Raw genomic sequence first — 24,334 nt, 5'->3', positions numbered from 1 at the left:
CCCTTGCTCTGCCAATGCTTTGATGAAGATAGCAGCACTACCAAAGTTCTCATTCCAGTTAACTAAAGGGTATGTAGCTTGAAGTGTTTTTTCAATATTAATCTGACCTAAATCAACTCTACAGATACCAAATGCTAAAGGATCTTTGTACCCAGGTATTTCTGACTTAATGCTTTGTATTAATGCTTTAAAAGCATCTGTTGTTTGTATTGTTTCCATGAATTCTCGCTTAATAATTTATTGGAGGCATTATACTTAAAAACTACTAACAAAAATTTATATATACTTACATTATGAATAAATGGATAGAATATTTAAAAAACAATGATTTTATGAGTGTTAAAAAGTATATTAAAGATGGTGCGGATGTAAATGAAGCAAATGAAACAGGTGAATCAGTCTTGGCATATGCTATAAGAAGCAGATGCGATATGGACTTATTGATGTTACTTGTAGAGAATGGTGCGGATTTTTATGACTTTGATGATGAAGGTGTAAGTATATTTGATATGTCAATTACATATAATAATATTGGTATGGTAGAGTATATAATTGAGCAGGGGATAGATGTAAATTTTACACAGAGAAGAAGTAAGTTTACGCCTTTAATGGCAGCTGCTTCTTACGGAAGATTAGATATAGCTAAGCTCCTTATCAAGCACGGTGCAGATCAAAATGCAGTTGATACAAAGGGTTTTTCAGCTATTGATTTTGCTAGAAAAATGAATAAAAAAAGTGTTTTGGAAATTTTGGAGTATGATCCAGATAGTCCGAGAAACAAGGCTTATACTAGATAATATTAAAATATTTCTAGTGAAAAAATTTACCTTGTTTTTCGTTGTCTAACGGCTTTCTTTTTTCTTTAGCAAGCCAGTCTTGAAGAAGTGATTCTACTACTTTACTCAAGCTCATTTTATATCTGCTTCTAGAGTATTTCATAGCCTCATCCCACGTACTTCTATCGATGAGCAGACTTCTTGTAATCTCGTCTTTTGGTTTCATAAATATTCCTTACTATATAGTAAGTTATATAGTATCAAAGAATCACTTTTTGTGAGCTTAAGGATATTTTTGTATAATTTTATAAAATTTGCTAATAGAGATTTATCATGCACTCAAACTTATATATAGCTAGACAACCTATTTTAGATAAGTACGACAATATATTTGCGTATGAATTATTATATAGAGACTCTAATCAAAGCTCAAACATAAAAAATGACAGACACGCAACAGTAACTGTTTTAAGTAATGTGCTAAATAAATTTGGCGTAAAAAATCTCTTAGGGAACAATAAAGCCTTCATAAAAGCAGATAAAAAATTTTTAATGCATGATGTTGTGTTTTATATCCCTAAAGAGCATTTTATATTTGCTCTGCAGGCAAACATGGAGTTTACAGAAGCTCTTGAGCAAAGAATTATACAACTCAGCGAAATGGGATATCTTTTAGCTATAAATGACGTTCTGCTTACTAAAGAAATACTCGATAAGTTTTCTAACCTTTTAAAGTATATAACTTATATAAAAGTAGATATAAACACACCTAAAGAGAAGTTAGAACTTCTTGAAGATAAAGATTTAACAGTTATTTTTACAAAAGTTGAAACTCATGAAATGTATGACAAAGCTAAAGAGTTTAAAGGTGATTACGTCCAAGGTTACTTCTTCTCTAAGCCAAAAATTTTGGAACAAGAAAAATTTGATCCAAACAGCCTTAAAGCCATCAACCTTTGTAATTACATTATGAGTGATTCAAGTATCGATGAAATTGTTGAAAAATTTGAAGAAAATCATGCTATTTCATTACAGCTTTTAAAGTATGTTAATTCTGGTTCATTTCACTTTAGGCAAAATATTTCATCAGTCCGTCAGATATTGACACTAATGGGAAGAACACCTCTTACTCAATGGCTTATGTTAATGGTTTACTCTACAAACACAACCCCTGATGAGCAAGAGACAGAATCACCGCTAATGCAACTTTTAAAGAATAGAACAAATCTTATGGTTGAAGTTTCTAAGCAGATAGAAGACAGCGGTGTTAAAGATCTCTCTTCTAAAGTTTATTTCGTTGGTGTTATATCACTGCTTGATACTTTGTTTAATGTTAGTATGAATTCTATTTTAGAAGAGTTAAATATAGATTCTGAAATTAAAGATGCTATCACTAATGGTAATGGCGTTCTTGGAGAGATTTTTATGTTTGCAAAAAATCTTGAAAAGTTTGATATTAAAGCTGTAGAAGATTTTTGCGACAAGTATGACATAGAGACAGAAGAGTTAGAAAAGCTGACATTTGAAGTTATACAAAGTGCAAATGAGTTCGAAAACTCAAGAAACGCATAAAATATTATGCGCTTTGTAAAAGCTTGACAAAGTTTTTATAGCTATCTACAACTTCTTGGTTTTTTCTATTTTGAATGTAGAACTCTATCGCTTTCTTGCCAAGTCTAGGAATTTCATTTTTAACAGCCCAACTACTTACGGTACCTTCTGGAACTTCTAAAATCTCTGCAAGATTTTTCTGTGTAATAGAAAGTTCACGACATACGTCTTTAACAACATTTCTTTTTACTTTTTTAGCTTTTTGTGGCGGTTTAACCATACTCATAGTCATAGATTGAGCTTGCAGTCTAGATTCATCCGAATTTTTCTCTATCCATTCTACAACGTCAGCAGCATTTAGTATCCAGTCTCTGGAATTTAGTGACCTTACTACCTCTTGACAAAACTGAGGAGCATGCTCTGTAGCAAACTCTATATCACTTAGTTGATGAAGCATTGAAAATGCAAGTTGAATTGAAGCAGAACTATTATGTCCCCAGTCAAATCCATCTTTTGATTTGGAAAATAGTTCATATTTCAGAGGTAGCTCAACTTCCGCGTAAGTTACATACCTGCTTCCTAGTAGTGTCTTGTGCCCTTTAAATACATGATTGTTTCTGATAGCCATAATTCTCTCTTATATTTTGAAAGTATAATGTTGATTGGTACTTTTTGAGTCTACTTCTTTTTTATAAAAAGAGACTCTATAAACAACATAACTAATCACCACTAGCAATAAAAATACCAATAACCAAACTAACATGATAATATTCCTTGATTTATGATGTGTTTATATCGACATAATCCATAATTTATTAATCCTTTTACCTTTTTTTAGTATGATGTCACAAATAATTTAAGGAAATTACATGTCTAATGTAGAAAAATTAGAAGAACTGCTTACTAAAAGCGTTATCCCGGATATTGATGAAAGATTGGATGAGATTTTTGAAGAGATAGCTGATAATAAAGATGCCAGTGAAGATGCAAAAGAAGAGATAGAAGAACTTCGTGAGTTCAAAGCTGACTTGCAAGATGTTCTAGAAGACATTAAAGCTGGTGATATCGATGAAGAAGAAGCTAAAGAACTTATAGATGATATTTTAGAAGCTCAAAAGGGTGACGAAGAAGAATTTGGATTTGTAGAAGAAGACTAGTATTAACATTCCCCTAATGTAAAAATAATACTATTACGTATTATTTAATAGGGGAATATATGAACTGGCGTAGTAAAACTGAAGCTTCTTTGGAGGCTATGGGTGATAAAATCACTCAAAATCCAATAAAAATTATCTTTCTTATCTTGATATTTAGCATTGCTCTTATATCAAATCTGCCTAAAATCACCATTGATACATCAACTGAAGGCTTTTTGCACGACAGTGATCCTGCCTTAGTCAGGTATGAAGCTTTTAAAGAGCAGTTTGGTCAAGATGAAAAGATCATGGTTGTTGTTCGAAGTAAAAATATCTTTGAGAGTGAGTTTTTAGAGAAGCTGCAAGCTCTGCATCAAGAGTTAGAAAATAATATCCCGCATCTTAATGACATAACTTCACTAATAAATGCACGAAATACAAGAGGTGAAGGTGATAGACTGATAGTAGAAGATCTCTTTGCAGAGTTTCCAAAAAGTAAAGAAGAGTTAGAACTTAAAAAGAATCTAGCTGTTAACAATGTAATGTATAAAAACCTTCTTCTCAGTCAAGATCTTACTCTTACTACTATCATTTTAGAACCAAGCGCATATGAGGGTTCAATCGGTGGAAACGATTTAGCAGGTTTCTCAGATGATGAGTCAAAAGAAAAACAAAAACTGGAGTTTCTAAAAGACAGTTCAAAGAGTGAAATGGTAGCTGCTGCTGAGACAATAGCAAAGAAGTTTACTACAGAGAACTTTGATGTATTTATCGCCGGTTCACTTGCCGTAAATGACTTTAATAAGCGTGCAGTTCAAAAAGATATGCAAAAGTTCGTAAAACTTGTACTTCTTATGATGATGATATTCCTTTTTGTAGTATTTAGAAGAGTTAGTGCAGTAATACTTCCTATTTTCATAGTTGCTCTTTCTCTATTAACTACTATGGGAACTATGGCGCTTGTTGGAACTCCGATATCTATTCCTACTCAGATTCTTCCATCATTCCTCCTTGCAGTTGGCATCGGGGCAGTTGTGCATCTACTGGCGATGTTCTTTAAACACTACAATGATAATGGAGATAAGAATAAGGCTGTATCTTATGCTCTTGGGCATTCAGGTCTTGCGATTATCATGACATCTTTAACAACTGCTGCTGGATTACTATCATTTTCTACTGCAGCTATTGCACCTATTGCAGACCTAGGTCTATTTGCAGCTGTTGGTATCATGATAGCACTTCTGAATACAATGATTACATTACCTGCAATACTTGCAATACTCCCAATAAAACAGGCAAAAGAAAAACATATAGAAAAAACAAAAAAGATGGATGCTCTTTTAACTCGTGTAGCACTCTTTAGTGTTGATCATGCAAAAACGATAGTTGGCGTAAGTGTTGTAATCATAGTAGTATCTATATTTGCCGCAACAAAAGTTAACTTTACTCACGATCCACTTAGCTGGCAACCGGATGACTCTCCGATAAAACTATCAACAGAAGTAGTAGACAGAGAACTAAAAGGTTCTGTTACTATGGAGGTTATACTAGATACAAAAAAAGAGAATGGTCTATATAACTCAGAACTTCTAAAAAAAATTGACTCTGTTGTTCGTAAGGCTGAAGCTGTAGAAAATGACAAGTACTTTGTAGGAAAGGGTTGGAGTGTTGCTGAAGTATTAAAAGAGATTCATAGAGCACTGCATGAGAATAACGAAGCATACTATGCTATAACAGATAATGATGCTCTTATCCCTCAGGAGTTTTTACTTTTTGAAAATAGCGGAAGTGATGACCTTGAAGATCTAGTAGACTCTTCATTTTCTAAAGCTCGTGTAACGTTTAAACTTCCATGGATGGAAGCTGGGGAATATGAAGAACTGTCTCAGGAACTTACATCTTTAATGAAGAGTGAGCTTGGAAACGATGTAGAGATTACTATTACAGGAATGGTTCCACTATTTCAAAGAACTCTATCTGCTGCTATGACATCAATGGCGACTAGTTACATAACAGCATTTATACTTATTGCTATTATGATGATGATTCTTCTTGGAAGTTTTAAGATAGGTCTTACAAGTATGATACCAAACGTTCTTCCAGTTATAATGGCTCTAGGATTTATGGCTGTAGTTGATATGCCTCTTGATATGTTTACGATGTTGGTCGGTGCCATAGTTATAGGACTATCAGTTGATGATACAGTCCACTTTTTCCATAACTTCGCAAGATACCATCATCAAGGTTTAGGGACTAGAGAGTCTGTTGTAAGAACTATGACAGGAACAGGTCGTGCACTTGTTGCTACGAGTGTTGTTCTCTCTCTAGGCTTCTTTGTCTATATGTTTGCATCTCTTAGTAATCTAATAAACTTTGGGATACTAGCAGGGGGATCAATAACAATAGCGCTTATATCAAACATAATACTTGGCCCTGCGCTACTTACACTAATAACAAAGGATAATAAATGATTTTAAAGACACTTTTAATAGCTAGTTTAACACTAAGCTCACTATTTGCCATTACAGGACAAGAGATAGCACAAAAAGTGCATGATAGAGATGATGGTGATAACTCCACATCAAATATGAAGATGATACTTATAGATAAGCAAGGCAATGAAAGAGTTCGTGACCTGAAGAGATATGCAAAAGACAAGGGAGAAGATGAGCTAAAGCTTATGTTCTTTCTCTCCCCTGCAGATGTTAGAAATACAGCTTTTTTAACTTACGACTATGAAGACTCAAACAAAGATGATGATCAGTGGCTATATCTGCCGGAACTTAGAAAAGTTAAGCGTATAGCATCTAGTGATAAGAGCTCATCTTTTATGGGAAGTGATTTTACTTACTCTGATATGACATCAAGAAATGTGCAAGACTATACATATAAAGTAATGAAAGAAGCAGTTGTAGATGGACACAAAACTTGGCAGATGCTGGTTACTCCAAAAACAGATAAGACAATAGAAGAGACTGGATATACAAAGTCTATAGTATTTGTTCGTCAGGATAACTTTGTAATTGTTCAGGCACTCCACTATATAAAAGCAGGTAAAAAGTTAAAGTATATGAAAATCAATTCACTAGAAGAGATAGATGGCATTTGGACGATTAAGCAGATGCAGATGGTAACTAAGAAGGGTAAGAAGACACTACACAAAACTGTATTTGAGTTTTCAGATATAAAATACAACCAAAATCTTGAAGAGTCTTTCTTTTCTACACGTACTTTAGAGAGAGGTTTATAGTAGATGCTGACAAAAGCGCTTATATCTTCTTTTGTTGCTATTAGTCTGGTATCTAGCATCTATGCAGATTCAAGTATAGAAGATGATCTAAGTGGATTTGACAGTGAAGAAGTTGTTGAAAAACCAAGTGAAGCAGATGCTGACTTATCAGGTTTCGATGAAGAGCCTACACAAGAGATAGAATCTAAAGAAATTATACAAAAGAAAGAAGAAGAAAGAAAAGTAACTATTAGCGGTGATTTAGCTTTTAAGACCTCTGTAGGTTACAAAGAGCATAAGGTGAATGGAGTAGAGTACTCTGGAGTAAACCAAGCTCAGACCTCACTATTTTTAGAGCTAGATGCAAAACTATCCGATGACTGGAAACTAAAGGTTAGCGGTGATACTTTCTACGATGCCATCTACGACATACACTCTACAAATAGCTATAGTGATGACATACTAGATGCATACAAAACTCAACTAAGACTGGATGACACATATGTTCAAGGAAAGATAACATCATCTCTGGATGCCAAGATAGGGCGACAGATAGTTGTATGGGGTAAATCAGACAGCATTAGGATTACAGATGTAATCAACCCTCTTGATAATCGTACACCTGCTATGACAGACATAGAAGACCTCAGACTTAGTGTCGGGATGTTTAAGTTTGACTATTACTACGGTGCGTGGAACTTCTCGGTTATGGTTATTCCCGAGAACCGTATCATGATAGAAGCACCTGCCAGAAGTGAGTTTTTTCCGGTAGATGCTATTTTTCCTGTAGCTCCAAATCCTTTTATAGAGTTAGAGACTCCAAACACATCATGGAACAATATGCAGTATGCCTTTGGAGCAAACGGTGTTTTCTCAGGCTGGGATCTTTCTTTTTACGCTGCTGACGTACTTGATCAAAAATGGCATATAGACCCTGACACTATGACTCGTAAAGTCACTAAGGTTCAGATGCTGGGTTCTGCCATAAACATAGCATCCGGGAGTTGGCTTCTAAAGAGTGAAGTAGCACTTCTTGATGGTGTGAAATATAACTCCACTAGAGATGCTAAGAGTCGTCTGGATGCACTTATAGGTTTTGACTATATGGGTATAAAAGACACTGTGCTGTCTGTTGAGGTAGCAAACAGACATATATTTGACTACGAAGCACAGATGTCAAAGGTCGTACCAAGACCAGATTACGTTGATGAAGATGAGGTACAAACGGCTCTGCGTGCAACAAAAAGCTTTTACAATGACTCTCTAAATGCTACGGCACTTCTTAGCATCTTTGGTTCAAGCTGGCAAAACGGCGGTTTTGCCAGAATCTGGATAGAGTATGAAGTAGCAGATGCTATAGGCTTAAATGCTGGTATAGTAGAGTATATAGACGGTGATAAGCCACTTATGAAAGCAATAAAAGACAACGATAGAGTCTTTGCGGATATAACTTATAGTTTTTAATCTGTTTGTATAGTTTTTATCTGTATCATGTTAAAAAACGGGGTTTAACAGATGTTTGATAGTAGAATTGATGAGATAACGGCAAAAATAAGAGTTTTAGAGAATGAACTGATCTGCGAGTTTAACAGCAGGCAAAAAGAACTTCTCCTAAGACTCGAAGATGAAAAAGAAGAATTTGAAAAGAGTCTACTCAAAGAAGGTAGATCGAAGATAATCAGTTCTATAAAATATGTATCATCCCTGCCAATAGGTGCGACTCTGACTATTCCTTTTATTTGGGCTATGATACTGCCAATAATAGTTATAGATTTGATGGTAAGCATATTTCAAGCAGTCTGTTTTCCAATATATAAAATCCCAAAAGTAAAAAGAAAAGATCACGTAGTAATAGACAGATATAACCTATTTTATCTAGGTAGAATCGAAAAAATAAACTGTTTGTATTGTGAATATTTTAACGGTGTCACATCTTATGTTAGAGAGATAGCGGCAAGAACTGAACAGTTTTGGTGTCCTATAAAACACTCAAGACCACTTAAAGACAACCATTCAAGATATGGCAATTTTTTCAACCATGGTGATTATCTAAAATATAAAGAAGAGTTAAACAAAATAAGAAAAGATTTTAAAGATATTGAAGATATTGAAGAACTACATTAGCCTTTAAACTTCAAACTAACAGTAGTACCAACTCCGACTTCTGAAACAGCAGATATCTCTATGTCCATAGCTTCACAAAGTCTTTTTGTGATGTCCAGACCTATTCCTGTTCCGCTCTTTTGTTCTGTGTAAGAACGGTTAAATATTTCACTTGGATTTTTAATTCCAACGCCATTATCTTCAATATATACAACTCTATTGATAGAGTAGATTCTTATAAAGCCATCTTGCTTGTTGTATTTACTCGCATTTGAGATAAGATTTGTAAGGACTTGAGAAAATGCATTTGTATTTACAGATGCAAAAAACTCTTTTAGTTCTATCTCATACTCTAGATGCGAATATATCTTTTGATGAGTCTGTACTACGTCTTCAATGATTTTTACGATGTTTTGCTCGCTGACAAGCATCGTGTCTTCTTGAAGCAGGGTAGTGAGGTTGTTATGAAGTTCAGAGATGTTTTCAACATTTTTTTTGATTCTGCTGAGAGGCTTATTTCCATCAAAGTCACTGTTTTTCTCCAGAAGCTTCATATTTAAGAGTATGGAAGTCAGAGGTGTGTTTAAGTCGTGAATGAGGTCTTTTGAGAAGTTGTCAAGTTTTACGATTGCTTCTTGCATCGGTCTAAGTGCCCGAAGAGCAAGAAAGTAGCTGAGTGTTGCAAAGAGCAAAAGTAAAAGTACCTGAGCAGATATAATCTTTACTTTAACAGAAAAAAGATTTTTGTAAAACTCACTTTTGTCTTTTTTTACAAGCAGATAACCACCGTCCCAGCTATACGGCATATATTTTTCAAAATAATTCTCTTTGATGGTAAAGTTATTCATATTGAAGTCGGGTATTTTTATATCAAGTATCTCGTATGTAATGGAGCTTTTTTCAGGAAGCGGCAGTTTCATCTTAAACTGTCTAATATGGTCTATCATAGAAAAATGCTCTTTTTTTATGAGCATCTGCTTCTGTTCTTCAAAGTAAAAGAACCCTGATGCCAAGATAAGTATGGCTACACTGCCAAAGTAGGTGGCAAAGAACTTTATAAACGCTTTTTTCTCATGCTTTAACAAGTCTGTATCCTGTACCTTTTATAGTTTGTATCTCTAAACCTGCTTTTCGTAGTTTTGTTATGTATACTCTTAGTGCGCCTTCGCTAGACTCATTTACGCTGTCTAGCTCGTGAAGAAGCTCTTGCTTCGTTATGGTCTCATCTATGCGCTTAAAGAGTAGGGAGAGCAGTTTCTGCTCTTGTGGAGCAAATTGGACGAGTCTGCCTGCATCTAGGAGTTCGTTTGTCGAGATTTTATAAAGTAAAGAGTTGTACTTTATCTCATTGTTTTTAGCGTTGAACGACTTTCTAAGAAGTGCCTGTATGCGGATGATAAGCTCATCAAAATCAAAAGGCTTTTTTATATAGTCATCTGCACCGACTTCAAAACCGCGAGAAAGAGATGCTATGTCATTCAGAGATGTTAAAAATATAGAAGGAGTTGTATTTCCTGAACTTCTTAGCATCTGTAGCAGTTCAAAGCCATTTTGGTCAGGAATGTTTACATCTAATAGCATAAGCTCAAACTCATTTGAGTAAGTAGCTTCCAGGGCTTCGTTGGCACTTTGAGCAAGAGTCAGGTTATAACCCTCATCTTCTAACAACTCAACAAGAGTCTCAGAAAGTATTGCATCATCTTCGACCAAGAGTATTCGTGCCACTGTAAACCTTTTTAAAATATATTAGATTATAGCAAGCATCTGCAAATATAGGCTTAACATAGAAAAAAATTAATTTTTATATATCTATATTTGTTGCTATAATACTTGTCAAATAGATAGTTATATGTAAAAGGAAATACTTTGTCAAGCTCATATTATGTTTATGCATTAAAAGACCCACGTAAAAATCCTGCTCAAATTTTTTATATTGGGAAGGGAACAGGAAATCGAGCATGGGATCATGTTATAAATATTGATGAAACTCTAAAGGGACGATTCATAAAAGAAATTATTAAAAGTGGTAAAGATGTAATTATTTCTAAATTAGTTGAAGATCTTACAGAGTATCAATCATTAAAAATTGAATCGGAACTAATTTCAAGCTTTGGTATCCTTGAAAATGGTGGAACTCTTTATAATTCAGTTGTACCATCCGGAACATTAACTCGAAAAGTACAAAAAAATATTAATGTACCCACTGGAGCTATTGAAAAATCTCAGATAGGTATTAAACTCTTAAAAGATGCATTAGAAGAGTTTTCAAAATCAAATGCACATGGCATTACAAATTCAGATGCAGCTCATTATCTTGGTTTACAAAGTGATAATGCTGGAAAACAAAAAGACTATTTAACTTATAGTATCTTAGGTTTATTACTAAAAGAACGGCGTATTAAAAGTGTAAAAGATGGTAGTAGTCGGAAATATAAATATGTTGATAAGAATACGTAACGAATTCTCAGAGTCAATAAGTTCCCAAGTAAAACTTGGAAACTGGAAGAAAGTTATTAGATTATATTTTCTCTCGATCCACCTTTCCCAAGGTGGAATGTATTCAAAAGTAAATAAGCATAATAATACATCACACCTCAGGAGAGGTATTACGATGTGGAACGTGCGACTTAATAAGAAATTGACTTTCATGTATCTTTTAGGATACAATATATAATGTATACGATAAAAGAAACTGAGCAATTTTCAAAATGGTTGTTAAAACTTAAAGATATTAAAGGAAAAGTTACCATACTTCGTAGAGTTGATAGAATGAAACATGGAAACTTTGGAGACTTTAAATCTGTTGGCGACACTTTGTATGAGCTTAGGATTACAACAGGTCCGGGATATAGAGTTTACTATACCAAAGAGGACGAAAAAATAATTATTTTACTTATTTGTGGAGATAAATCCTCACAAAGTGATGATATAAAAAAAGCAAAAAAAATTATAAAGGAGCTCGAAGATGCATAATTTAACTACATTTGATATAGCTGAGTATCTTGACGATAAAAAAGTAATAGCAGAGTATTTAACACAAGTTTTGCAAGATGGAGATAACGATGAGTTTTTGGAGGCTATTGGTAATATTGCAAAAGCAAATGGAATGACTCAAATAGCAAAAGACACTGGTTTGGGAAGAGAGAGTTTATATAAGTCTTTTAGTGCCGGAGCTCATCCTAAGTTTGAAACAGTTAGTAAAGTTTTAAATTCACTTGGTATAAAATTGCAAGCAACGGCTTAAATAGTTCCCAAATAAAACTTGGGAACTAGAAAAAGATATTAAACTATATTTTAGATTCTATAAAAGTTCCCATCTCAGCAACTATCTCTTCAATAGTTCCTTCACCTGAAATCACTTTTAAGATGTTTTTTGCACTATAGAAAGCTTGTATGTCTGCTAGAGGCTCTGTGTAGACTTTCATGCGGTTGTCAAAGACTTCTGTGTTGTCATCAGCACCGCGGGCACGACCAAGAACTCTGTCTCTTGCAGTCTCTTCACTGACTTCAACTTCTATAACACTGCAAAGCTCTAAAGATGAATCATCACCGTTTAAGTACTCATCTAAAGCGTTTAACTGCTCCATGCTTCTAGGATAACCATCTATGATGATAATATCAGTAGGAGCATTTTTAATAGCGTTTACAATAGTCTCAATAGCAATCTTAATAGGAACAATAAGCCCTTTAGATATAAAACTGTCTATCTCAGCTCCAAGCTCACTACCACTAGCAACTTCTGCTCTAAGCATGTCGCCGGTAGAGTAGTGAGTGATGTTGTCATTTTGCTGAGCTATTAGTTCTGCATCTGTAGTCTTACCGGAGCCTGGAGCTCCGATAATTAGAAATAGTTTTTTCATCAATTATACTTTTTTCTGTTCTCTAAGACGAATATGTAAATCTCTAAGCTGAGTGTTGTCAACTTCGCTAGGTGCTTTTGTAAGGATACAAGAAGCTTTTTGTGTTTTAGGAAACGCGATAACGTCACGGATGCTTGATTTCTTAGAGATAAGCATCATCATTCTGTCAAATCCTAATGCAAATCCACCATGTGGAGGTGCTCCAAACTTAAGTGCATCCAGTAAGAAACCAAATTTCTCTTGTGCTTCTTCTTCTTCGATTCCAAGAAGTTTAAATACTTCATTTTGTACGTCTTCTTTATGAATACGAATAGAACCACCGCCAAGCTCAGTACCGTTTAGAACGATGTCATAAGCGATAGACTCTATATCTTCAACATCATCTTTATCAGTATCTTTAGGCTGTGTAAATGGATGGTGAAGTGCTTTTACTCTTCCATCTTCAACTTCGAACATTGGGAAATCAACAACCCATACAAATTCGAAAGCATCTCTATCTAAGATATTCATCTTTTCATGCTCTGCTAGGAAGATTCTAAGTCTACCCATGTAATCCCATACAGTTTTCTTATCACCTGCACCGAAGAATACAACGTCACCGACTTCCATACCAAGTCTCTCAACAAGAAGTGCAATATCTTCTTCTGTGAAGAACTTGATAAGTGGACCTTTAAGACCATCTTCTTTCATCTGGAAGTAGCCAAGACCATGAGCGCCAAACTGTCTTACGAAGTCTTCGAAGCCTTTCATCTCACGCTTTGAAAATACTAAGTCAGCACCAGGAACTTTAAGAGCTTTAATACGGTTAATATGAGGCTTTTTAGCGATGTTAGTAAAGATTTCATTATCACATCTTTCAAAGATATCTATAACGTCAACCATTTTAAGGTCATATCTTAAGTCTGGTTTGTCAGAACCGTATAGCTCCATTGCATCGTTATGAGTGATACGGTTAAACGGCGCTTGTATGTTGATATCACACGCTTTAAACATCGCAGTAAGAAGGTCTTCTGCTACTTTGATTACATCTTCTTGGTCACAAAAACTCATCTCAACATCTATCTGAGTAAATTCAGGCTGTCTGTCAGCTCTTAAATCTTCATCACGAAAACACTTAGCAATCTGGAAGTAACGGTCAAATCCACCGACCATTAGCAGCTGTTTGAAAAGCTGTGGTGATTGTGGAAGAGCGTAAAATTCGCCATTGTGTACACGAGACGGAACTAGGTAATCTCTAGCACCCTCCGGAGTAGATTTAGTAAGAATAGGAGTTTCTACTTCTAGGAAACCATTTGCATCAAGGATGTTTCTTGCTGCGATTGCTGCTTTAGAACGAAGACGAAAGGTTTCATACATTGCAGGATCACGAAGCTCTAAGTAACGGTACTTAAGTCTTGTTTCTTCACCAACATTAGGGTCACCGATAACAAAAGGAACAGGAGCACTTTTGTTCTCAATGATAAGTTCAGTAACGATGATCTCGATAGAACCTGTTTTAAGCTTTGGATTTGTTAGACCTTCACCACGAAGACGAACTTTACCTTTAGCTATTAAAACGTACTCATCACGAACGCCATCCGCAACTTTATGTGCCTGAGCACCATCTTCAGGGTCGCACGTTAGTTGAATAAGACCTGTTTTATCTCTTAGATCGATGAAAATAATTCCACCATGATCACGGTGGTTATTTGCCCAACCAGTTAGAACAACGTCCTCGCCTACATTTACTTCGCTTAAATCTGTACAATAATGACTTCTCATAAAAATAGAGTCCTACTAAATAATTTTTGCGATTATATCCAAGCTTAGCTTATATTTTCTTCAATGTCTTTATAAAGCATAGATAAGAGTATCTCTTAACATTAAGCTAACATGAAAGTTGTATTATGTTGCAATTATCAGACAAGGATTATCAAATGAAAAAAAGCTTGTTAGTATTTAGCTTGCTGTATATGTATGTTTTTGCCGATACATTGACTCTTCAAGAGAGCATAGATAAGACACTGTCGAACAGTCCTGACCTTAAATCTCTTGAATTAAAAATAACACAATCACAAAAGAGCTACGATATATCTTTTGCGGATTATTTACCGCAGATAAACGTACAGGCTGAGTATGATTTTACACAGACTTATGTCCTTCCCTCAGGAGGAAAATTTAACACTGTTGATGATGACGGCTGGTATGTCGGTGCAAATCTAAAGCAAAAAATCTGGGATTTTAAAAAGACATCATCCAAAGTCGGGGTTTCTAAGATAGACGAAAATATTGCAGAACTTTCACTTGAAGACATGCGAGCATTGATGGTTTACAAGATAAAATCATTATATAAGCTCATTGTAGTTCAAAAAGAAGATATAGAAGTTCGTAAAAAGGATTTGGCATCTAAAAAAGCTTATTATGAACAAGCAAAAGCACTTGTAAAACAGGGTCTTAAAACTAAAGCAGATTCAAGCCGTTTTTTATCTGCTTATTACGCAGCACAAGAAAAACTGGCTATATCGCAAGCTTCATTTGACAAAGCAGAAAAATCTCTATCTTTATATATGGGTGAAGAGATAAAAGAAGACACAACATATGAAACTGATGTAATAAAAAAGAAATATGCTTTTGAAGAGTTTACAATGACAGAAAAAGAAATCTTAACTAATAATTCGCAAATAAAAATAGATGCACAAAATGTAGATAAAAATATACTTTTGTATAAATCAGCCAAAGCTTCTCACTATGGTTCGGTAGATGCCATCGCTTCATATAAGCATCTAGACACATTAAACGCATACGATTCATCAATTGTCGGTGTAACGCTAGAAATACCTTTGTACAGTGGCGGAAGAACGACTGCTGAAGCTCAAAAAGCTCAAATAGGTATCCAAGTTACAAAAGAGCAACAAGCGTCAAAAATATTAGCCATAAAAGAAGAGCTCTCAAATTTGATTATTGATATTGGTAGGTATGACAAAACTATTGAGTCAAAACAAGCTCAACTTCTTTGGGCAAATGACACAAAAGATGTTTTGCAAGGTCGCTATAAAGAGGGTCTTTCAACATATATGGAAGTTCTTGATGCAGAGTCATTGGCGCTAGATGCAGAGCTGGGATTGCTTGAGGCTTACTACACAAAAAGTGTGGCAATAGATCGTATAGATTATTTAAAAGGAAAAGCACAATGAATAAAATAGTTAAATATACAATAATCTTAATCATACTGGCAATTGGTGGATTTATTTTTTACAACAAAGTATATGTTGTAAAGACTACATACAAGACTCTTTCTCCTACGGTTGGCAATTTAGACATTAAAGTCTTTGGCATAGGCAATGTAGATGCTAAAGATATATATTCTATAAATGCGCAAACGGGAGGAAAAATAGTATCTATATTTAGCGATGAGGGGTTGTGGGTAAAAAAGGGCGACTTGCTAGTTGTCATAGACCCTGTTGATATGCCTGAGCTACTTCAAGAGACACAAATAAGCGTAAAAAAAGCAAAATCTGAATTAAATGCATTGGAAAAAGAGAGCCAAAGCTTAAAGGCACAAAAAGAAATGGCGCATATTACATTTGTAAGGTATGAAAACCTGCTTAAACAATCTTTCGTCTCACAGTCTGAATATGATAAAGCAAAAACAGACTTAGATGCCCTAGATGCACAGTTAGAAGCGACAATGGCTCGTATTGAATCAAGCAAGATTGAAGTAGAGCGCAGTAAGAAAAATGTGAATTCTTTAAAAACAAAACTCTCCCGTTATAAAATTTATGCTCCCGTTGATGGATATGTAATCTCAAAAGAGGCACAAGTTGCCCAGAGCGTTACTTCTTCTTCGAGTATTTTAAAAATTGTCGATCCAAAGACTATTTGGATTAGAGCCTATATAGATGAAAGAATAAGTGGTGATGTAGAAGTTGGACAAAAGGCATACATTACTCTTCGCTCTCAAAGTAATAAAGTGTTTAATGGTTATGTAAAACGAATAGTCGCACAGAGCGATGCCGTTACTCAAGAAAGAGAGATAAACATAGCCTTTGACAAACTACCTATCCCTTTTTATATAAATGAACAAGCTAGAGTTTCCATAAAGGTAAAATCAATAACAGATGCACTGAAAGTTCCTCTCAACACACTAAAAATTCAAAATGAAAAAGAGGGTGTTTGGATTTTAAAAGATGGTAAAGCTTATTTTAAAACACTTAAGATTCAAGCAAAAAGTGACAACGAAGCCGCTGTTATGAGTGGATTGGATAAAAACGATATTGTTTTAATACCAAACAGCAGTAAAAAGCCGCTAAGTGAAGGTATGAGGATTCATCAGTGATTAATTTAGCCCAAAAAGATGTTGCTCACTCTCTTGGTAAGTTTTTAGTAACGGCTATGGGTGTGGGCATGCTCCTTGGCATAGTTCTTATCATGATGGGCGTATATCGCGGTATGGTAGTAGATGCTGAGATTTTAATAGGCGATATAAATGCTGATTTATGGATAGTTCAAGAAGACACTATGGGGCCTTTTGCCGAATCATCAAGAATACATGAAGATTTAAAAGACTCCATAAGCATTATTGATGGAGTAAAGTACAGTGAAGCAATAACATTTCAAAATATACAACTTCCAAAAGAGAGTATGCCTGTAAGGGTTATGGCAGTAGGATATGACCCGTTTGGCAATATAAACCCCATAAATCCAAATAGATTGGTTAAAGGAGGCAAACTTACTAAAGACCATTATCAAATTGTTGTCTCAAAAGAGACAGGTTTTAAGATGCATGATGAAATAATGCTTGCAAGAGACAAGTATGAAGTAGTTGGCATCACTGAAAAAACAGTATCTTCCGGTGGTGATTTATTGGTCTATATCAGTTTAAAAGATGCACAAAAAATCCAATTTTTATATTCTAACAACAGGGTGCGAAATGACCGTGAACGTGGAATAAAAAACAGTGATACAACAATGGTAAATGCCATAGTCGCAACACTTAAGAGTGGTTACGATATAGATGCTGTGGCAAAAAATATAAAAGAGTGGAAACATAAAAGCGTTTATACAAAAAAAGAACAAAAAAATATCCTAACAAAGAACCTTATAGAGAGAGCTTCAAAACAGATAGGTCTTTTTACTGCAATTCTCATTTTAGTCTCAACAATCATAATAGCACTCATAATATACACGATGACACTTGAGAAGATGAAAGAGATATCTATTATGAAACTTATCGGGATTCCAAATAGCATTATTATAAAAATGATTGTACAAGAGACGCTTTTGCTTGGTTTTCTTGCTTTTATATCCGGCAATATATTCTCTCATCTTATATACGAAAAATTTCCAAAAAGAGTTGTGTTGGAGATTTCTGATGCTTGGATGCTCTTCGTTGTTGTAATAATTGCTTCAATATTATCATCTTTTATAGGTGTGAAAAAAGTTATAAGCGCTGATCCTGCAGCGGCAATAGGAGGTTAAAATGAATCAACAAAGTATTCATGTTGAAAATCTGGTAAAGAATTTTGGCAAAGGAGATAGTTTTGTAGATGTTATAGATGGAGCATCTTTTAGCATAGACAAGGGCGAGTTAATAGCTTTAATTGCACCAAGCGGCGCAGGAAAAACTACTTTGTTGATGATGATAGGATGCGTTGAAGAGCCTACAAGTGGAGAAATGTGGCTTGGAGACGAAAAGGTATATGACAACAAATGGCTCAATAAAGATACTCGTGCTATTCGCAGAGAAAAGATAGGTTTTATATTTCAAGCACACTATCTTATACCTTTTTTAAATGTTATAGACAATGTCACACTTTTATCTCAAGCGAACGGGCAAACAAAAGAAGAAGCAGAAAAATTTGCCATGGAACTTTTAAAATATTTTGACATTACCGAAAAAGCATACGCTATGCCTTCTCAGCTTTCAGGAGGGCAAAATCAAAGAGTTGCAATAGCCCGCGCATTGGCAAATAAACCTAAGATAATATTGGCAGATGAACCAACCGCGGCATTAGATACAGAGCGCTCGGTAAGTGTCGTACAAATGCTTAAAAAAATAGCGATTGAGCAAAATGTTGCTGTAGTAATGGTTACTCACGATGAAGCAATGCTTCCATTATGCGATAGAATATTAAAGATTGAAGATAAAAAGATTATTTCATCAAAAGTTATGAAAGATACAACTATGATTTAGCATGACATTTTGCAATATTTTTAGTTTTTTAACTACAAAAGTGTATAATCTAGAAAAATAATTAATAGTGAGTCAGTTTGCAAACAAGTAATATAAAAAAGATCGGTGTTCTTTTAAGACCATCGACTCCAGAACTTAAAAATAGCTATTACATGCTTGAGAAAGTTTTTAAAAAGTATGATATTGATGTTTATGTAGACAGTATTAGCGGCGCAATGATAGATATAATGGGCATGGAGTTTGACGCTCTGTGCGAACACGTAGATGCTCTGGTCACTCTAGGCGGTGATGGAACACTTATCTCTGCTGTTAGAAGATCTTTTGAATATGATATCCCTGTTTTAGGTGTATACGCAGGTAGTTTAGGTTTTCTTGCAGATGTGGATTTGGATGAGCTTGACGAATTTGTAAACAATATGGTTAAAGGTAAAGTCAGAGTAGATGAGCGCTCTGTTTTAGAAGTTAGAGTTGTGAGCGAAAACAGTGAGAGAAAGATGTACGCTTTTAACGACATGGTATTAACTCGTCCTTCTGTCTCAAACATGATACATATCGAAACATTAGTAGATGGAAAAGCTTTCAATACTTACTATGGAGATGGTGTTATTGTCGCTACTCCTACTGGTTCAACTGCATATAACGTTTCAGCCGGAGGACCGGTTCTCTTTCCTCTGTCTAAAGTTTTTGTACTTACTCCTATTTGTCCTCACTCATTAACACAAAGACCTGTTGTGCTTCCCGGTGAATTTTCTATTGAGATGAAAACACCTGAACCTAGGGCTTTGGTAATTATTGATGGTCAAGATATGCATGAACTGGATCAAGATCAAAGTGTACACATAAAGTTAGCAACAAGAACAGCAAAATTGATTCACAGAGAAGAGTTTAACTACTTCGATGTACTCAAAGAGAAGCTTGGCTGGGGAGAGTAGGGATGATTGAAAGATTTTACCTCAAAGACTATCTTAGTTTTAAAGAGATTGAACTAAATCCAACTGCAGGACTAGTAGTCTTTACAGGTCCAAGCGGTAGTGGTAAATCTATACTAATGAAGTCTATACTTTCATCTTTAGGTACGGATTCTTGTGAAGCATCCTTATGCGAGTCCAGTGTTACATGGGAGATAGATGCTGCCGATACCGGCATTGAAAATGATGATATAAATATATTCAAACACATAAAAAAAGAGAAGTCCAGATACTTTATAAACAATCAAAGTGTTTCTAAAAAAGCTATTTCCGGACTATCTTCAAATTACCTGAGACACTTGAGTCTAAAAGATTTCAGTGACTTTGAAAATGAAAATCTTATCTCAATCATAGACACTAGAATCCAAAATAAATCTACAGATATTAAGAGCCTCAAAGATGAGTATGAAAAGTCATTTATTGAACACAGTGAAGTAAGAATAGAACTTGATAAAATCGAGGAAGAAGAGCGTAAAATAGTAGAGCTTAAAGAGTTTGCAACTTTTGAGATAAACAAGATTCAAGACATAGACCCTAAAGCATCTGAAGATGAAGAACTATTGGAAATAAAAAAAGAACTTTCCCGTAAAGAGAAAGTTTTGGAGACTATATCTTCGGCAAATATTATTTTTGAGAGTGAGCACTTTGTTAACAGCGCCTTAGACTCTCTAGATGCTGATAGTTCATTTTTTGATGACAGCATGAATGAGTTAAGAGCACTTTTTGATAGTGCAGAAGCGAGATTCAACGCACTTGAAGATATAGATATAGAAGAAGTTTTAAACCGTATAGAAGAGCTAAGCTCTCTTAAGAGAAGATATGGAAGCATAGAAGAAGCTCTTGCATATAAAGAGCAAAAAATAATTGAACTTGCAAAGTATGAAAATATTGAGATAACTAAAGATGAACTAGTTAAAAAAGAAGCTATATTAAGTAAAGAAGTACAAAAACTGGCTGATTCTCTAACTATATTAAGAAAAGAAGAACTCTCAACATTTACAAATGATTTAAATAAATATTTGAAAGATCTGTATTTGAGAGATGCCCAAGTATCTATACAAGATATAGAGCTTAACAGTTATGGAAAAGATGAGATATTAATTAATTTGAATAATACTGAATTGAGTAAAGTAAGCACTGGTGAGTTTAATAGACTTCGTCTTGCAATTCTTGCTCTAAAGTCGGAGTTCATGAACCAAAATGGCGGTGTTTTAATGCTTGACGAGATAGATGCTAACCTTAGTGGTGAAGAATCTATGAGTGTTGCAAAAGTTTTAAGACAGCTATCAAAGCACTTTCAAATCTTTGTGATTTCACATCAGCCACAACTTACATCTATGGGTGAACAGCACTTTTTAGTGCATAAAAATGAAGATGAATCTATGGTTAAAGAGCTTAATTTTGAAGATAGAGTGGATGAAATAGCTAGGATCATAAGCGGTGATAGTGTCTCAAACGAAGCTAAGAGCTTTGCCAAAGAGTTGCTTGAGGCTAGTAGATGTGTTTAATAATGTCTATTGTACTTTTGGCTCTGAGTTTTAATTTTTTTAATGCAGGCAGTACTATTTTAGCCGTAGGTTCACTTTTGTGTGCAGGATTTTTTATATACTTGATGATAAAAAATATAAAATATGTTAAAAACTTAAAAAACAAAGAGAATAAGCAATGATAATTGATACACATATTCATCTGGATGATTCTAGATATAACGATGATTTAGATGCAGTTTTAGATAGAGCCAGAGAGGGTGGAGTAAAGAGGTTTATTATTCCAGGTGCTCATCCTGATACGCTGGAGAGAGCTTTAGAGATAGTTGAGGCAAACAGTGATGTTTACTTTGCTGTCGGTGTTCATCCTTACGATATGGACTCATTTGACGCGCTTGATTTTGACAAATATGCTAAACACGAAAAGTGTGTGGCCATAGGAGAGTGTGGGCTAGACTACTTTAGACTTGAAGGCAGCGACGAAGATAAACTAAAAGAAAAAGAGCGTCAAAAAGAAGTCTTTAGAGCGCAGATAGAACTTGCTAAAAAATACAAAAAACCTCTGATAGTTCATATTAGAGATGCTTCTAGAGATTCAAAAGAGATATTACAAGCCTCAGATGCCAAAGAAGTTGGAGGAGTTTTACACTGCTACAACGCTGATGAAGAACTTTTATCTTTAGCAAAAGAGGGCTTTTACTTTGGAATCGGCGGTGTTTTAACCTTTAAAAATGCAAAGAAATTGCTCAATGTTTTACCAAAGATCCCAGAAGATAAACTTCTCATAGAAACAGATGGACCATATTTGACTCCAACACCGCATCGCGGGGAGAGAAATGAACCTTTTTACACTACTTTTGTAGCGCAAAAAATGTCTGAACTTTTAGATATTCCGCTTAAGAATATAAAGGAAACAACTACACAAAATGCCCAAAAACTCTTTGCTTTACGCTGATTTTAATAATTTTTTGGGTAGAATCTAAACTTTAAATTTAAAATTAGAGTTACTAAATGATAAAATATTTTCTTCTACTTCTTTTACCAATACTGCTGAGTGCTAATTTAACATATGTTTTCAACCACAACAAGGAAGTGGCTCTTTTGGAGTCATTTGATATTGAGGCTTCTTTTCTCTATGACCCGATAATGAATCAAATGAAGGCTAAAAAGTCAACAATACAAAAGAATAAACACTTCTTTAAAGCTATGGATGAGGCATATACTTTTATTCCTGCTATTAAAAGTATCTTGGCAAAACACGGCGTTCCTCCGGAATTTTTGTACCTTGCTATGGCTGAGTCAAACTTCTCAACAAGAGCCTACTCAAAAAAGAGAGCATCTGGTCTATGGCAGTTTATGCCGGCTACTGGAAAACTTTACGGTTTAAAAATCGATGAGTATGTTGATGAGAGGCGTGACCTTATAAAGTCAACTGAAGCAGCTGCAAAATATCTTTCGCATCTGCATAAAAGATTTGGAAAGTGGTATTTAGCTGCTATTGCTTACAACTGTGGTGGTGGAAGATTAAACCATGCTATAAAAAAAGCAGGGAGTAACGAGCTCTCTGTTTTACTTGATCCAAAAAAGAAGTATATTCCCAAGGAAAGTAGATACTACATAAGAAAAATTGTTGCACTTGCTATGATTGGTCAAGATGAGCAGTTTTTAATGCATAGTGAGTATGAGCATCTGCTAAACCGTGCAAATGCTTACTCTATCTCGACTGTGCAGCTTTCAAGCGGTGACTCTATGAGAAGACTATCAAAAATGGTAGGTATTCCGCTTGCTGAGCTTAAAAAACTAAACAGACACCTAAAGTATGATTTCGTTCCTCCTTATGCAAAAGGTTATGATGTTTATATCCCGTATATAAAGCTAAATGAGTTTAAACGTAAATATACTCCAGAGCCTATGAAAAACATATATAAAGTGCACGTAGTTCAAAGGGGTGATAATCTATCATACATTGGTAAAAAGTACGGCGTTTCATACAAAGTTATCAAAGATTTTAATAAACTTAAAAGTTACCGTTTAAAATTAAAGCAGAGACTTATCATTCCTATAGACAGTAGAATAGCATCTAAAAAAATAGATACAAGGCACTACTACATGGTTAAAAAAGGGGATACTTTAGAGTCTATCTCTAAAGCTTACAAGGTTAGTGTTCAAAACCTTAAGCTTCAAAACCATCTTCAAAATAGTTTAATCAAAATAGGCGACAGGCTAAAAATAAATGAATAGACTAATATCTATAGTATTAATTTTATCAGTTCTATTTTTAAGCGCATGTAGCACAAGAGGACAAAGAGTATATAATGGACATAAATACTCTGCACCGAAGTCTTATTCAGCTGATAAAAATGCCCACAGCTCTGTTATGGATACAAAAACATATTCACATCCAACAATGAGACCATATGTGATTAGAGGTATTAGATACTATCCAACGGTAGTAAGTGTTGGTGATGAGTTTGACGGTAGAGCTAGTTGGTATGGACCCGACTTCCACGGAAAACACACTTCAAATGGTGAGATTTACAACATGCATGACATGACTGCTGCACATAAAACACTGCCAATGAATACAATTGTAAAGGTTACAAATATTGATAATGGCTTAACTACTGTTGTTAGGATTAATGATAGAGGACCTTTTGTAGCTACAAGAATTATAGATCTCTCAAAATCAGCTGCCAGTAAGATAAATATGATTGGAGCCGGAACAGCACGTGTAAACATAGAAATTTTAGGTTTTGAGACAAAAGGTAAAAAGAAGATACCTACACAAAAAGAGTTGAAAGCTTCACCACAAAAAGCGACTGTAAGTGGATTTGCTCTTCAAATAGCTTCTTTTTCAAAAGTAGATGGAGCCCTGAAGACACAAGAGGTTTATGACAATACAGATGGATATAAAACAGTTATAAAAGATATGGAAAATGAAGATGGTAGAATCTTTAAAGTTTGGCTAAAAGGCTTTAAAAGTGAGCAAGAAGCAAGAGACTACAAGGCGCAAGGGCATTTTGAGAATGCATTTATAGTAAGAGAGGATTAA

26 protein-coding genes are annotated in these 24,334 nt (G+C 34.8%); 19 read left to right on the top strand and 7 right to left on the bottom strand.

Annotation, left to right across the window (positions count from 1 at the left end; genetic code table 11):
- A partial coding sequence (locus tag ABZC13_RS08340; RefSeq protein ID WP_373002303.1) for a tetrahydrodipicolinate N-succinyltransferase N-terminal domain-containing protein occupies positions 1-219 on the bottom strand: 219 nt, incomplete at its 3' end.
- Positions 220-293: 74 nt separating this feature from the next.
- On the opposite strand from ABZC13_RS08340, the gene ABZC13_RS08335 reads away from it, so the two are divergent.
- Entirely contained in the window at positions 294-797 is a 504-nt protein-coding gene (locus tag ABZC13_RS08335; RefSeq protein WP_373002300.1) for an ankyrin repeat domain-containing protein, read from the top strand.
- A 13-nt stretch (positions 798-810) separates the two neighbouring features.
- Here the strand turns inward: ABZC13_RS08335 and ABZC13_RS08330 are convergent, their stop codons facing one another.
- Positions 811-1,002 (bottom strand): hypothetical protein, encoded by a 192-nt coding sequence (locus ABZC13_RS08330; RefSeq protein WP_373002297.1) that lies wholly within the window; start codon positions 1,000-1,002, stop codon positions 811-813.
- 107 nt (positions 1,003-1,109) lie between these two features.
- Here ABZC13_RS08330 and ABZC13_RS08325 point away from each other — a divergent pair, with 107 nt between their 5' ends.
- Positions 1,110-2,348 carry an EAL and HDOD domain-containing protein gene (locus ABZC13_RS08325; RefSeq protein ID WP_373002294.1) on the top strand — a complete coding sequence of 413 codons (1,239 nt, stop codon included), beginning with the start codon at positions 1,110-1,112 and terminating at the stop codon, positions 2,346-2,348.
- Positions 2,349-2,352: 4 nt separating this feature from the next.
- On the opposite strand, the gene ABZC13_RS08320 is transcribed toward ABZC13_RS08325, so the two are convergent.
- Positions 2,353-2,955 (bottom strand): DUF6166 domain-containing protein, encoded by a 603-nt coding sequence (locus ABZC13_RS08320; protein ID WP_373002291.1) that lies wholly within the window; start codon positions 2,953-2,955, stop codon positions 2,353-2,355.
- Between the two features lie 241 nt (positions 2,956-3,196).
- Between ABZC13_RS08320 and ABZC13_RS08315 the strand changes: the two genes are divergently transcribed.
- Genes ABZC13_RS08315 through ABZC13_RS08295 form a run of 5 tightly spaced genes read left to right on the top strand, consistent with a single transcriptional unit; the run spans position 3,197 to position 8,816 of the window.
- Complete coding sequence (locus ABZC13_RS08315) at positions 3,197-3,484, top strand: hypothetical protein (protein ID WP_373002288.1); 288 nt, start codon at positions 3,197-3,199, stop codon at positions 3,482-3,484.
- A gap of 59 nt (positions 3,485-3,543) precedes the next feature.
- Positions 3,544-5,934: an RND family transporter gene (locus ABZC13_RS08310; protein WP_373002285.1), complete on the top strand. Its 2,391-nt coding sequence runs from the start codon at positions 3,544-3,546 to the stop codon at positions 5,932-5,934.
- The gene (locus ABZC13_RS08305; RefSeq protein ID WP_373002282.1) at positions 5,931-6,713 is read left to right on the top strand and encodes an outer membrane lipoprotein-sorting protein; all 783 of its coding nucleotides are present in this window, start codon (positions 5,931-5,933) and stop codon (positions 6,711-6,713) included. The genes ABZC13_RS08310 and ABZC13_RS08305 overlap by 4 nt, the downstream gene beginning before the upstream one ends.
- A gap of 3 nt (positions 6,714-6,716) precedes the next feature.
- Positions 6,717-8,156, top strand: coding sequence for a DUF1302 family protein (locus tag ABZC13_RS08300; RefSeq protein WP_373002279.1), 1,440 nt, complete (start codon positions 6,717-6,719; stop codon positions 8,154-8,156).
- Positions 8,157-8,207: 51 nt separating this feature from the next.
- Complete coding sequence (locus ABZC13_RS08295; RefSeq protein ID WP_373002276.1) at positions 8,208-8,816, top strand: hypothetical protein; 609 nt, start codon at positions 8,208-8,210, stop codon at positions 8,814-8,816.
- On the opposite strand, the gene ABZC13_RS08290 is transcribed toward ABZC13_RS08295, so the two are convergent.
- Together ABZC13_RS08290 and ABZC13_RS08285 are read right to left on the bottom strand one after the other, a co-directional pair.
- Positions 8,813-9,880, bottom strand: coding sequence for a sensor histidine kinase (locus ABZC13_RS08290; RefSeq protein WP_373002273.1), 1,068 nt, complete (start codon positions 9,878-9,880; stop codon positions 8,813-8,815). The genes ABZC13_RS08295 and ABZC13_RS08290 overlap by 4 nt on opposite strands.
- Complete coding sequence (locus ABZC13_RS08285; protein WP_373002270.1) at positions 9,867-10,520, bottom strand: response regulator transcription factor; 654 nt, start codon at positions 10,518-10,520, stop codon at positions 9,867-9,869. Before ABZC13_RS08285 ends, ABZC13_RS08290 begins: the two co-directional genes overlap by 14 nt.
- A 141-nt stretch (positions 10,521-10,661) precedes the next feature.
- Here ABZC13_RS08285 and ABZC13_RS08280 point away from each other — a divergent pair, with 141 nt between their 5' ends.
- The 3 genes from ABZC13_RS08280 (at position 10,662) to ABZC13_RS08270 (ending at position 12,039) form a co-directional block, all read left to right on the top strand.
- Positions 10,662-11,252: a hypothetical protein gene (locus ABZC13_RS08280; RefSeq protein WP_373002267.1), complete on the top strand. Its 591-nt coding sequence runs from the start codon at positions 10,662-10,664 to the stop codon at positions 11,250-11,252.
- Positions 11,253-11,468: 216 nt separating this feature from the next.
- Positions 11,469-11,768, top strand: a complete 300-nt coding sequence (locus tag ABZC13_RS08275) for a type II toxin-antitoxin system RelE/ParE family toxin (protein WP_373002264.1) — start codon at positions 11,469-11,471, stop codon at positions 11,766-11,768.
- Positions 11,761-12,039: an addiction module antidote protein gene (locus ABZC13_RS08270; protein WP_373002261.1), complete on the top strand. Its 279-nt coding sequence runs from the start codon at positions 11,761-11,763 to the stop codon at positions 12,037-12,039. The genes ABZC13_RS08275 and ABZC13_RS08270 overlap by 8 nt, the downstream gene beginning before the upstream one ends.
- 43 nt (positions 12,040-12,082) lie before the next feature.
- On the opposite strand, the gene ABZC13_RS08265 is transcribed toward ABZC13_RS08270, so the two are convergent.
- Together ABZC13_RS08265 and aspS are read right to left on the bottom strand one after the other, a co-directional pair.
- The gene (locus tag ABZC13_RS08265) at positions 12,083-12,655 is read right to left on the bottom strand and encodes an adenylate kinase (protein ID WP_373002258.1); all 573 of its coding nucleotides are present in this window, start codon (positions 12,653-12,655) and stop codon (positions 12,083-12,085) included.
- Between the two features lie 3 nt (positions 12,656-12,658).
- The gene (gene aspS, locus ABZC13_RS08260; protein ID WP_373002255.1) at positions 12,659-14,416 is read right to left on the bottom strand and encodes an aspartate--tRNA ligase; all 1,758 of its coding nucleotides are present in this window, start codon (positions 14,414-14,416) and stop codon (positions 12,659-12,661) included.
- Positions 14,417-14,571: 155 nt separating this feature from the next.
- On the opposite strand from aspS, the gene ABZC13_RS08255 reads away from it, so the two are divergent.
- The 9 genes from ABZC13_RS08255 (at position 14,572) to ABZC13_RS08215 (ending at position 24,334) form a co-directional block, all read left to right on the top strand.
- A complete protein-coding gene (locus tag ABZC13_RS08255) occupies positions 14,572-15,828 on the top strand; it encodes a TolC family protein (protein WP_373002252.1) in 1,257 nt (418 codons plus the stop codon).
- Positions 15,825-16,970: an efflux RND transporter periplasmic adaptor subunit gene (locus ABZC13_RS08250; protein ID WP_373002249.1), complete on the top strand. Its 1,146-nt coding sequence runs from the start codon at positions 15,825-15,827 to the stop codon at positions 16,968-16,970. Before ABZC13_RS08255 ends, ABZC13_RS08250 begins: the two co-directional genes overlap by 4 nt.
- Positions 16,967-18,112, top strand: a complete 1,146-nt coding sequence (locus tag ABZC13_RS08245) for an ABC transporter permease (RefSeq protein ID WP_373002246.1) — start codon at positions 16,967-16,969, stop codon at positions 18,110-18,112. The genes ABZC13_RS08250 and ABZC13_RS08245 overlap by 4 nt, the downstream gene beginning before the upstream one ends.
- Position 18,113: 1 nt before the next feature.
- Entirely contained in the window at positions 18,114-18,827 is a 714-nt protein-coding gene (locus ABZC13_RS08240) for an ABC transporter ATP-binding protein (RefSeq protein ID WP_373002243.1), read from the top strand.
- A gap of 77 nt (positions 18,828-18,904) precedes the next feature.
- Positions 18,905-19,759 carry an NAD(+)/NADH kinase gene (locus ABZC13_RS08235; protein ID WP_373002240.1) on the top strand — a complete coding sequence of 285 codons (855 nt, stop codon included), beginning with the start codon at positions 18,905-18,907 and terminating at the stop codon, positions 19,757-19,759.
- A 2-nt stretch (positions 19,760-19,761) separates the two neighbouring features.
- On the top strand, positions 19,762-21,303 hold the full coding sequence (locus tag ABZC13_RS08230) for an AAA family ATPase (protein WP_373002237.1): 1,542 nt from the start codon (positions 19,762-19,764) through the stop codon (positions 21,301-21,303).
- 157 nt (positions 21,304-21,460) lie between these two features.
- Positions 21,461-22,237, top strand: coding sequence for a TatD family hydrolase (locus tag ABZC13_RS08225; RefSeq protein WP_373002233.1), 777 nt, complete (start codon positions 21,461-21,463; stop codon positions 22,235-22,237).
- Between the two features lie 56 nt (positions 22,238-22,293).
- Positions 22,294-23,523 (top strand): LysM peptidoglycan-binding domain-containing protein, encoded by a 1,230-nt coding sequence (locus tag ABZC13_RS08220; RefSeq protein WP_373002231.1) that lies wholly within the window; start codon positions 22,294-22,296, stop codon positions 23,521-23,523.
- Complete coding sequence (locus tag ABZC13_RS08215; RefSeq protein ID WP_373002229.1) at positions 23,516-24,334, top strand: septal ring lytic transglycosylase RlpA family protein; 819 nt, start codon at positions 23,516-23,518, stop codon at positions 24,332-24,334. Before ABZC13_RS08220 ends, ABZC13_RS08215 begins: the two co-directional genes overlap by 8 nt.

It is taken from the genome of Sulfurimonas sp. (assembly GCF_041563035.1).
Classification (GTDB): domain Bacteria; phylum Campylobacterota; class Campylobacteria; order Campylobacterales; family Sulfurimonadaceae; genus Sulfurimonas.
The sequence above is the reverse complement of the archived record's forward strand: the minus strand, read 5'-3'. Positions and strand labels throughout refer to the sequence as shown.

What these genes read in the sequence shown, in the direction of transcription:
- ABZC13_RS08240 (WP_373002243.1), top strand. Translation starts at nt 18,114, where the DNA reads ATGAATCAACAAAGTATTCATGTTGAAAATCTGGTAAAGAATTTTGGC.
- ABZC13_RS08270 (WP_373002261.1), top strand. Translation starts at nt 11,761, where the DNA reads ATGCATAATTTAACTACATTTGATATAGCTGAGTATCTTGACGATAAA.
- aspS (WP_373002255.1), bottom strand. Translation starts at nt 14,416, where the DNA reads ATGAGAAGTCATTATTGTACAGATTTAAGCGAAGTAAATGTAGGCGAG.
- ABZC13_RS08315 (WP_373002288.1), top strand. Translation starts at nt 3,197, where the DNA reads ATGTCTAATGTAGAAAAATTAGAAGAACTGCTTACTAAAAGCGTTATC.
- ABZC13_RS08230 (WP_373002237.1), top strand. Translation starts at nt 19,762, where the DNA reads ATGATTGAAAGATTTTACCTCAAAGACTATCTTAGTTTTAAAGAGATT.
- ABZC13_RS08335 (WP_373002300.1), top strand. Translation starts at nt 294, where the DNA reads ATGAATAAATGGATAGAATATTTAAAAAACAATGATTTTATGAGTGTT.
- ABZC13_RS08215 (WP_373002229.1), top strand. Translation starts at nt 23,516, where the DNA reads ATGAATAGACTAATATCTATAGTATTAATTTTATCAGTTCTATTTTTA.
- ABZC13_RS08225 (WP_373002233.1), top strand. Translation starts at nt 21,461, where the DNA reads ATGATAATTGATACACATATTCATCTGGATGATTCTAGATATAACGAT.
- ABZC13_RS08320 (WP_373002291.1), bottom strand. Translation starts at nt 2,955, where the DNA reads ATGGCTATCAGAAACAATCATGTATTTAAAGGGCACAAGACACTACTA.
- ABZC13_RS08275 (WP_373002264.1), top strand. Translation starts at nt 11,469, where the DNA reads ATGTATACGATAAAAGAAACTGAGCAATTTTCAAAATGGTTGTTAAAA.
- ABZC13_RS08250 (WP_373002249.1), top strand. Translation starts at nt 15,825, where the DNA reads ATGAATAAAATAGTTAAATATACAATAATCTTAATCATACTGGCAATT.
- ABZC13_RS08220 (WP_373002231.1), top strand. Translation starts at nt 22,294, where the DNA reads ATGATAAAATATTTTCTTCTACTTCTTTTACCAATACTGCTGAGTGCT.
- ABZC13_RS08295 (WP_373002276.1), top strand. Translation starts at nt 8,208, where the DNA reads ATGTTTGATAGTAGAATTGATGAGATAACGGCAAAAATAAGAGTTTTA.
- ABZC13_RS08325 (WP_373002294.1), top strand. Translation starts at nt 1,110, where the DNA reads ATGCACTCAAACTTATATATAGCTAGACAACCTATTTTAGATAAGTAC.
- ABZC13_RS08300 (WP_373002279.1), top strand. Translation starts at nt 6,717, where the DNA reads ATGCTGACAAAAGCGCTTATATCTTCTTTTGTTGCTATTAGTCTGGTA.
- ABZC13_RS08330 (WP_373002297.1), bottom strand. Translation starts at nt 1,002, where the DNA reads ATGAAACCAAAAGACGAGATTACAAGAAGTCTGCTCATCGATAGAAGT.
- ABZC13_RS08310 (WP_373002285.1), top strand. Translation starts at nt 3,544, where the DNA reads ATGAACTGGCGTAGTAAAACTGAAGCTTCTTTGGAGGCTATGGGTGAT.
- ABZC13_RS08265 (WP_373002258.1), bottom strand. Translation starts at nt 12,655, where the DNA reads ATGAAAAAACTATTTCTAATTATCGGAGCTCCAGGCTCCGGTAAGACT.
- ABZC13_RS08305 (WP_373002282.1), top strand. Translation starts at nt 5,931, where the DNA reads ATGATTTTAAAGACACTTTTAATAGCTAGTTTAACACTAAGCTCACTA.
- ABZC13_RS08255 (WP_373002252.1), top strand. Translation starts at nt 14,572, where the DNA reads ATGAAAAAAAGCTTGTTAGTATTTAGCTTGCTGTATATGTATGTTTTT.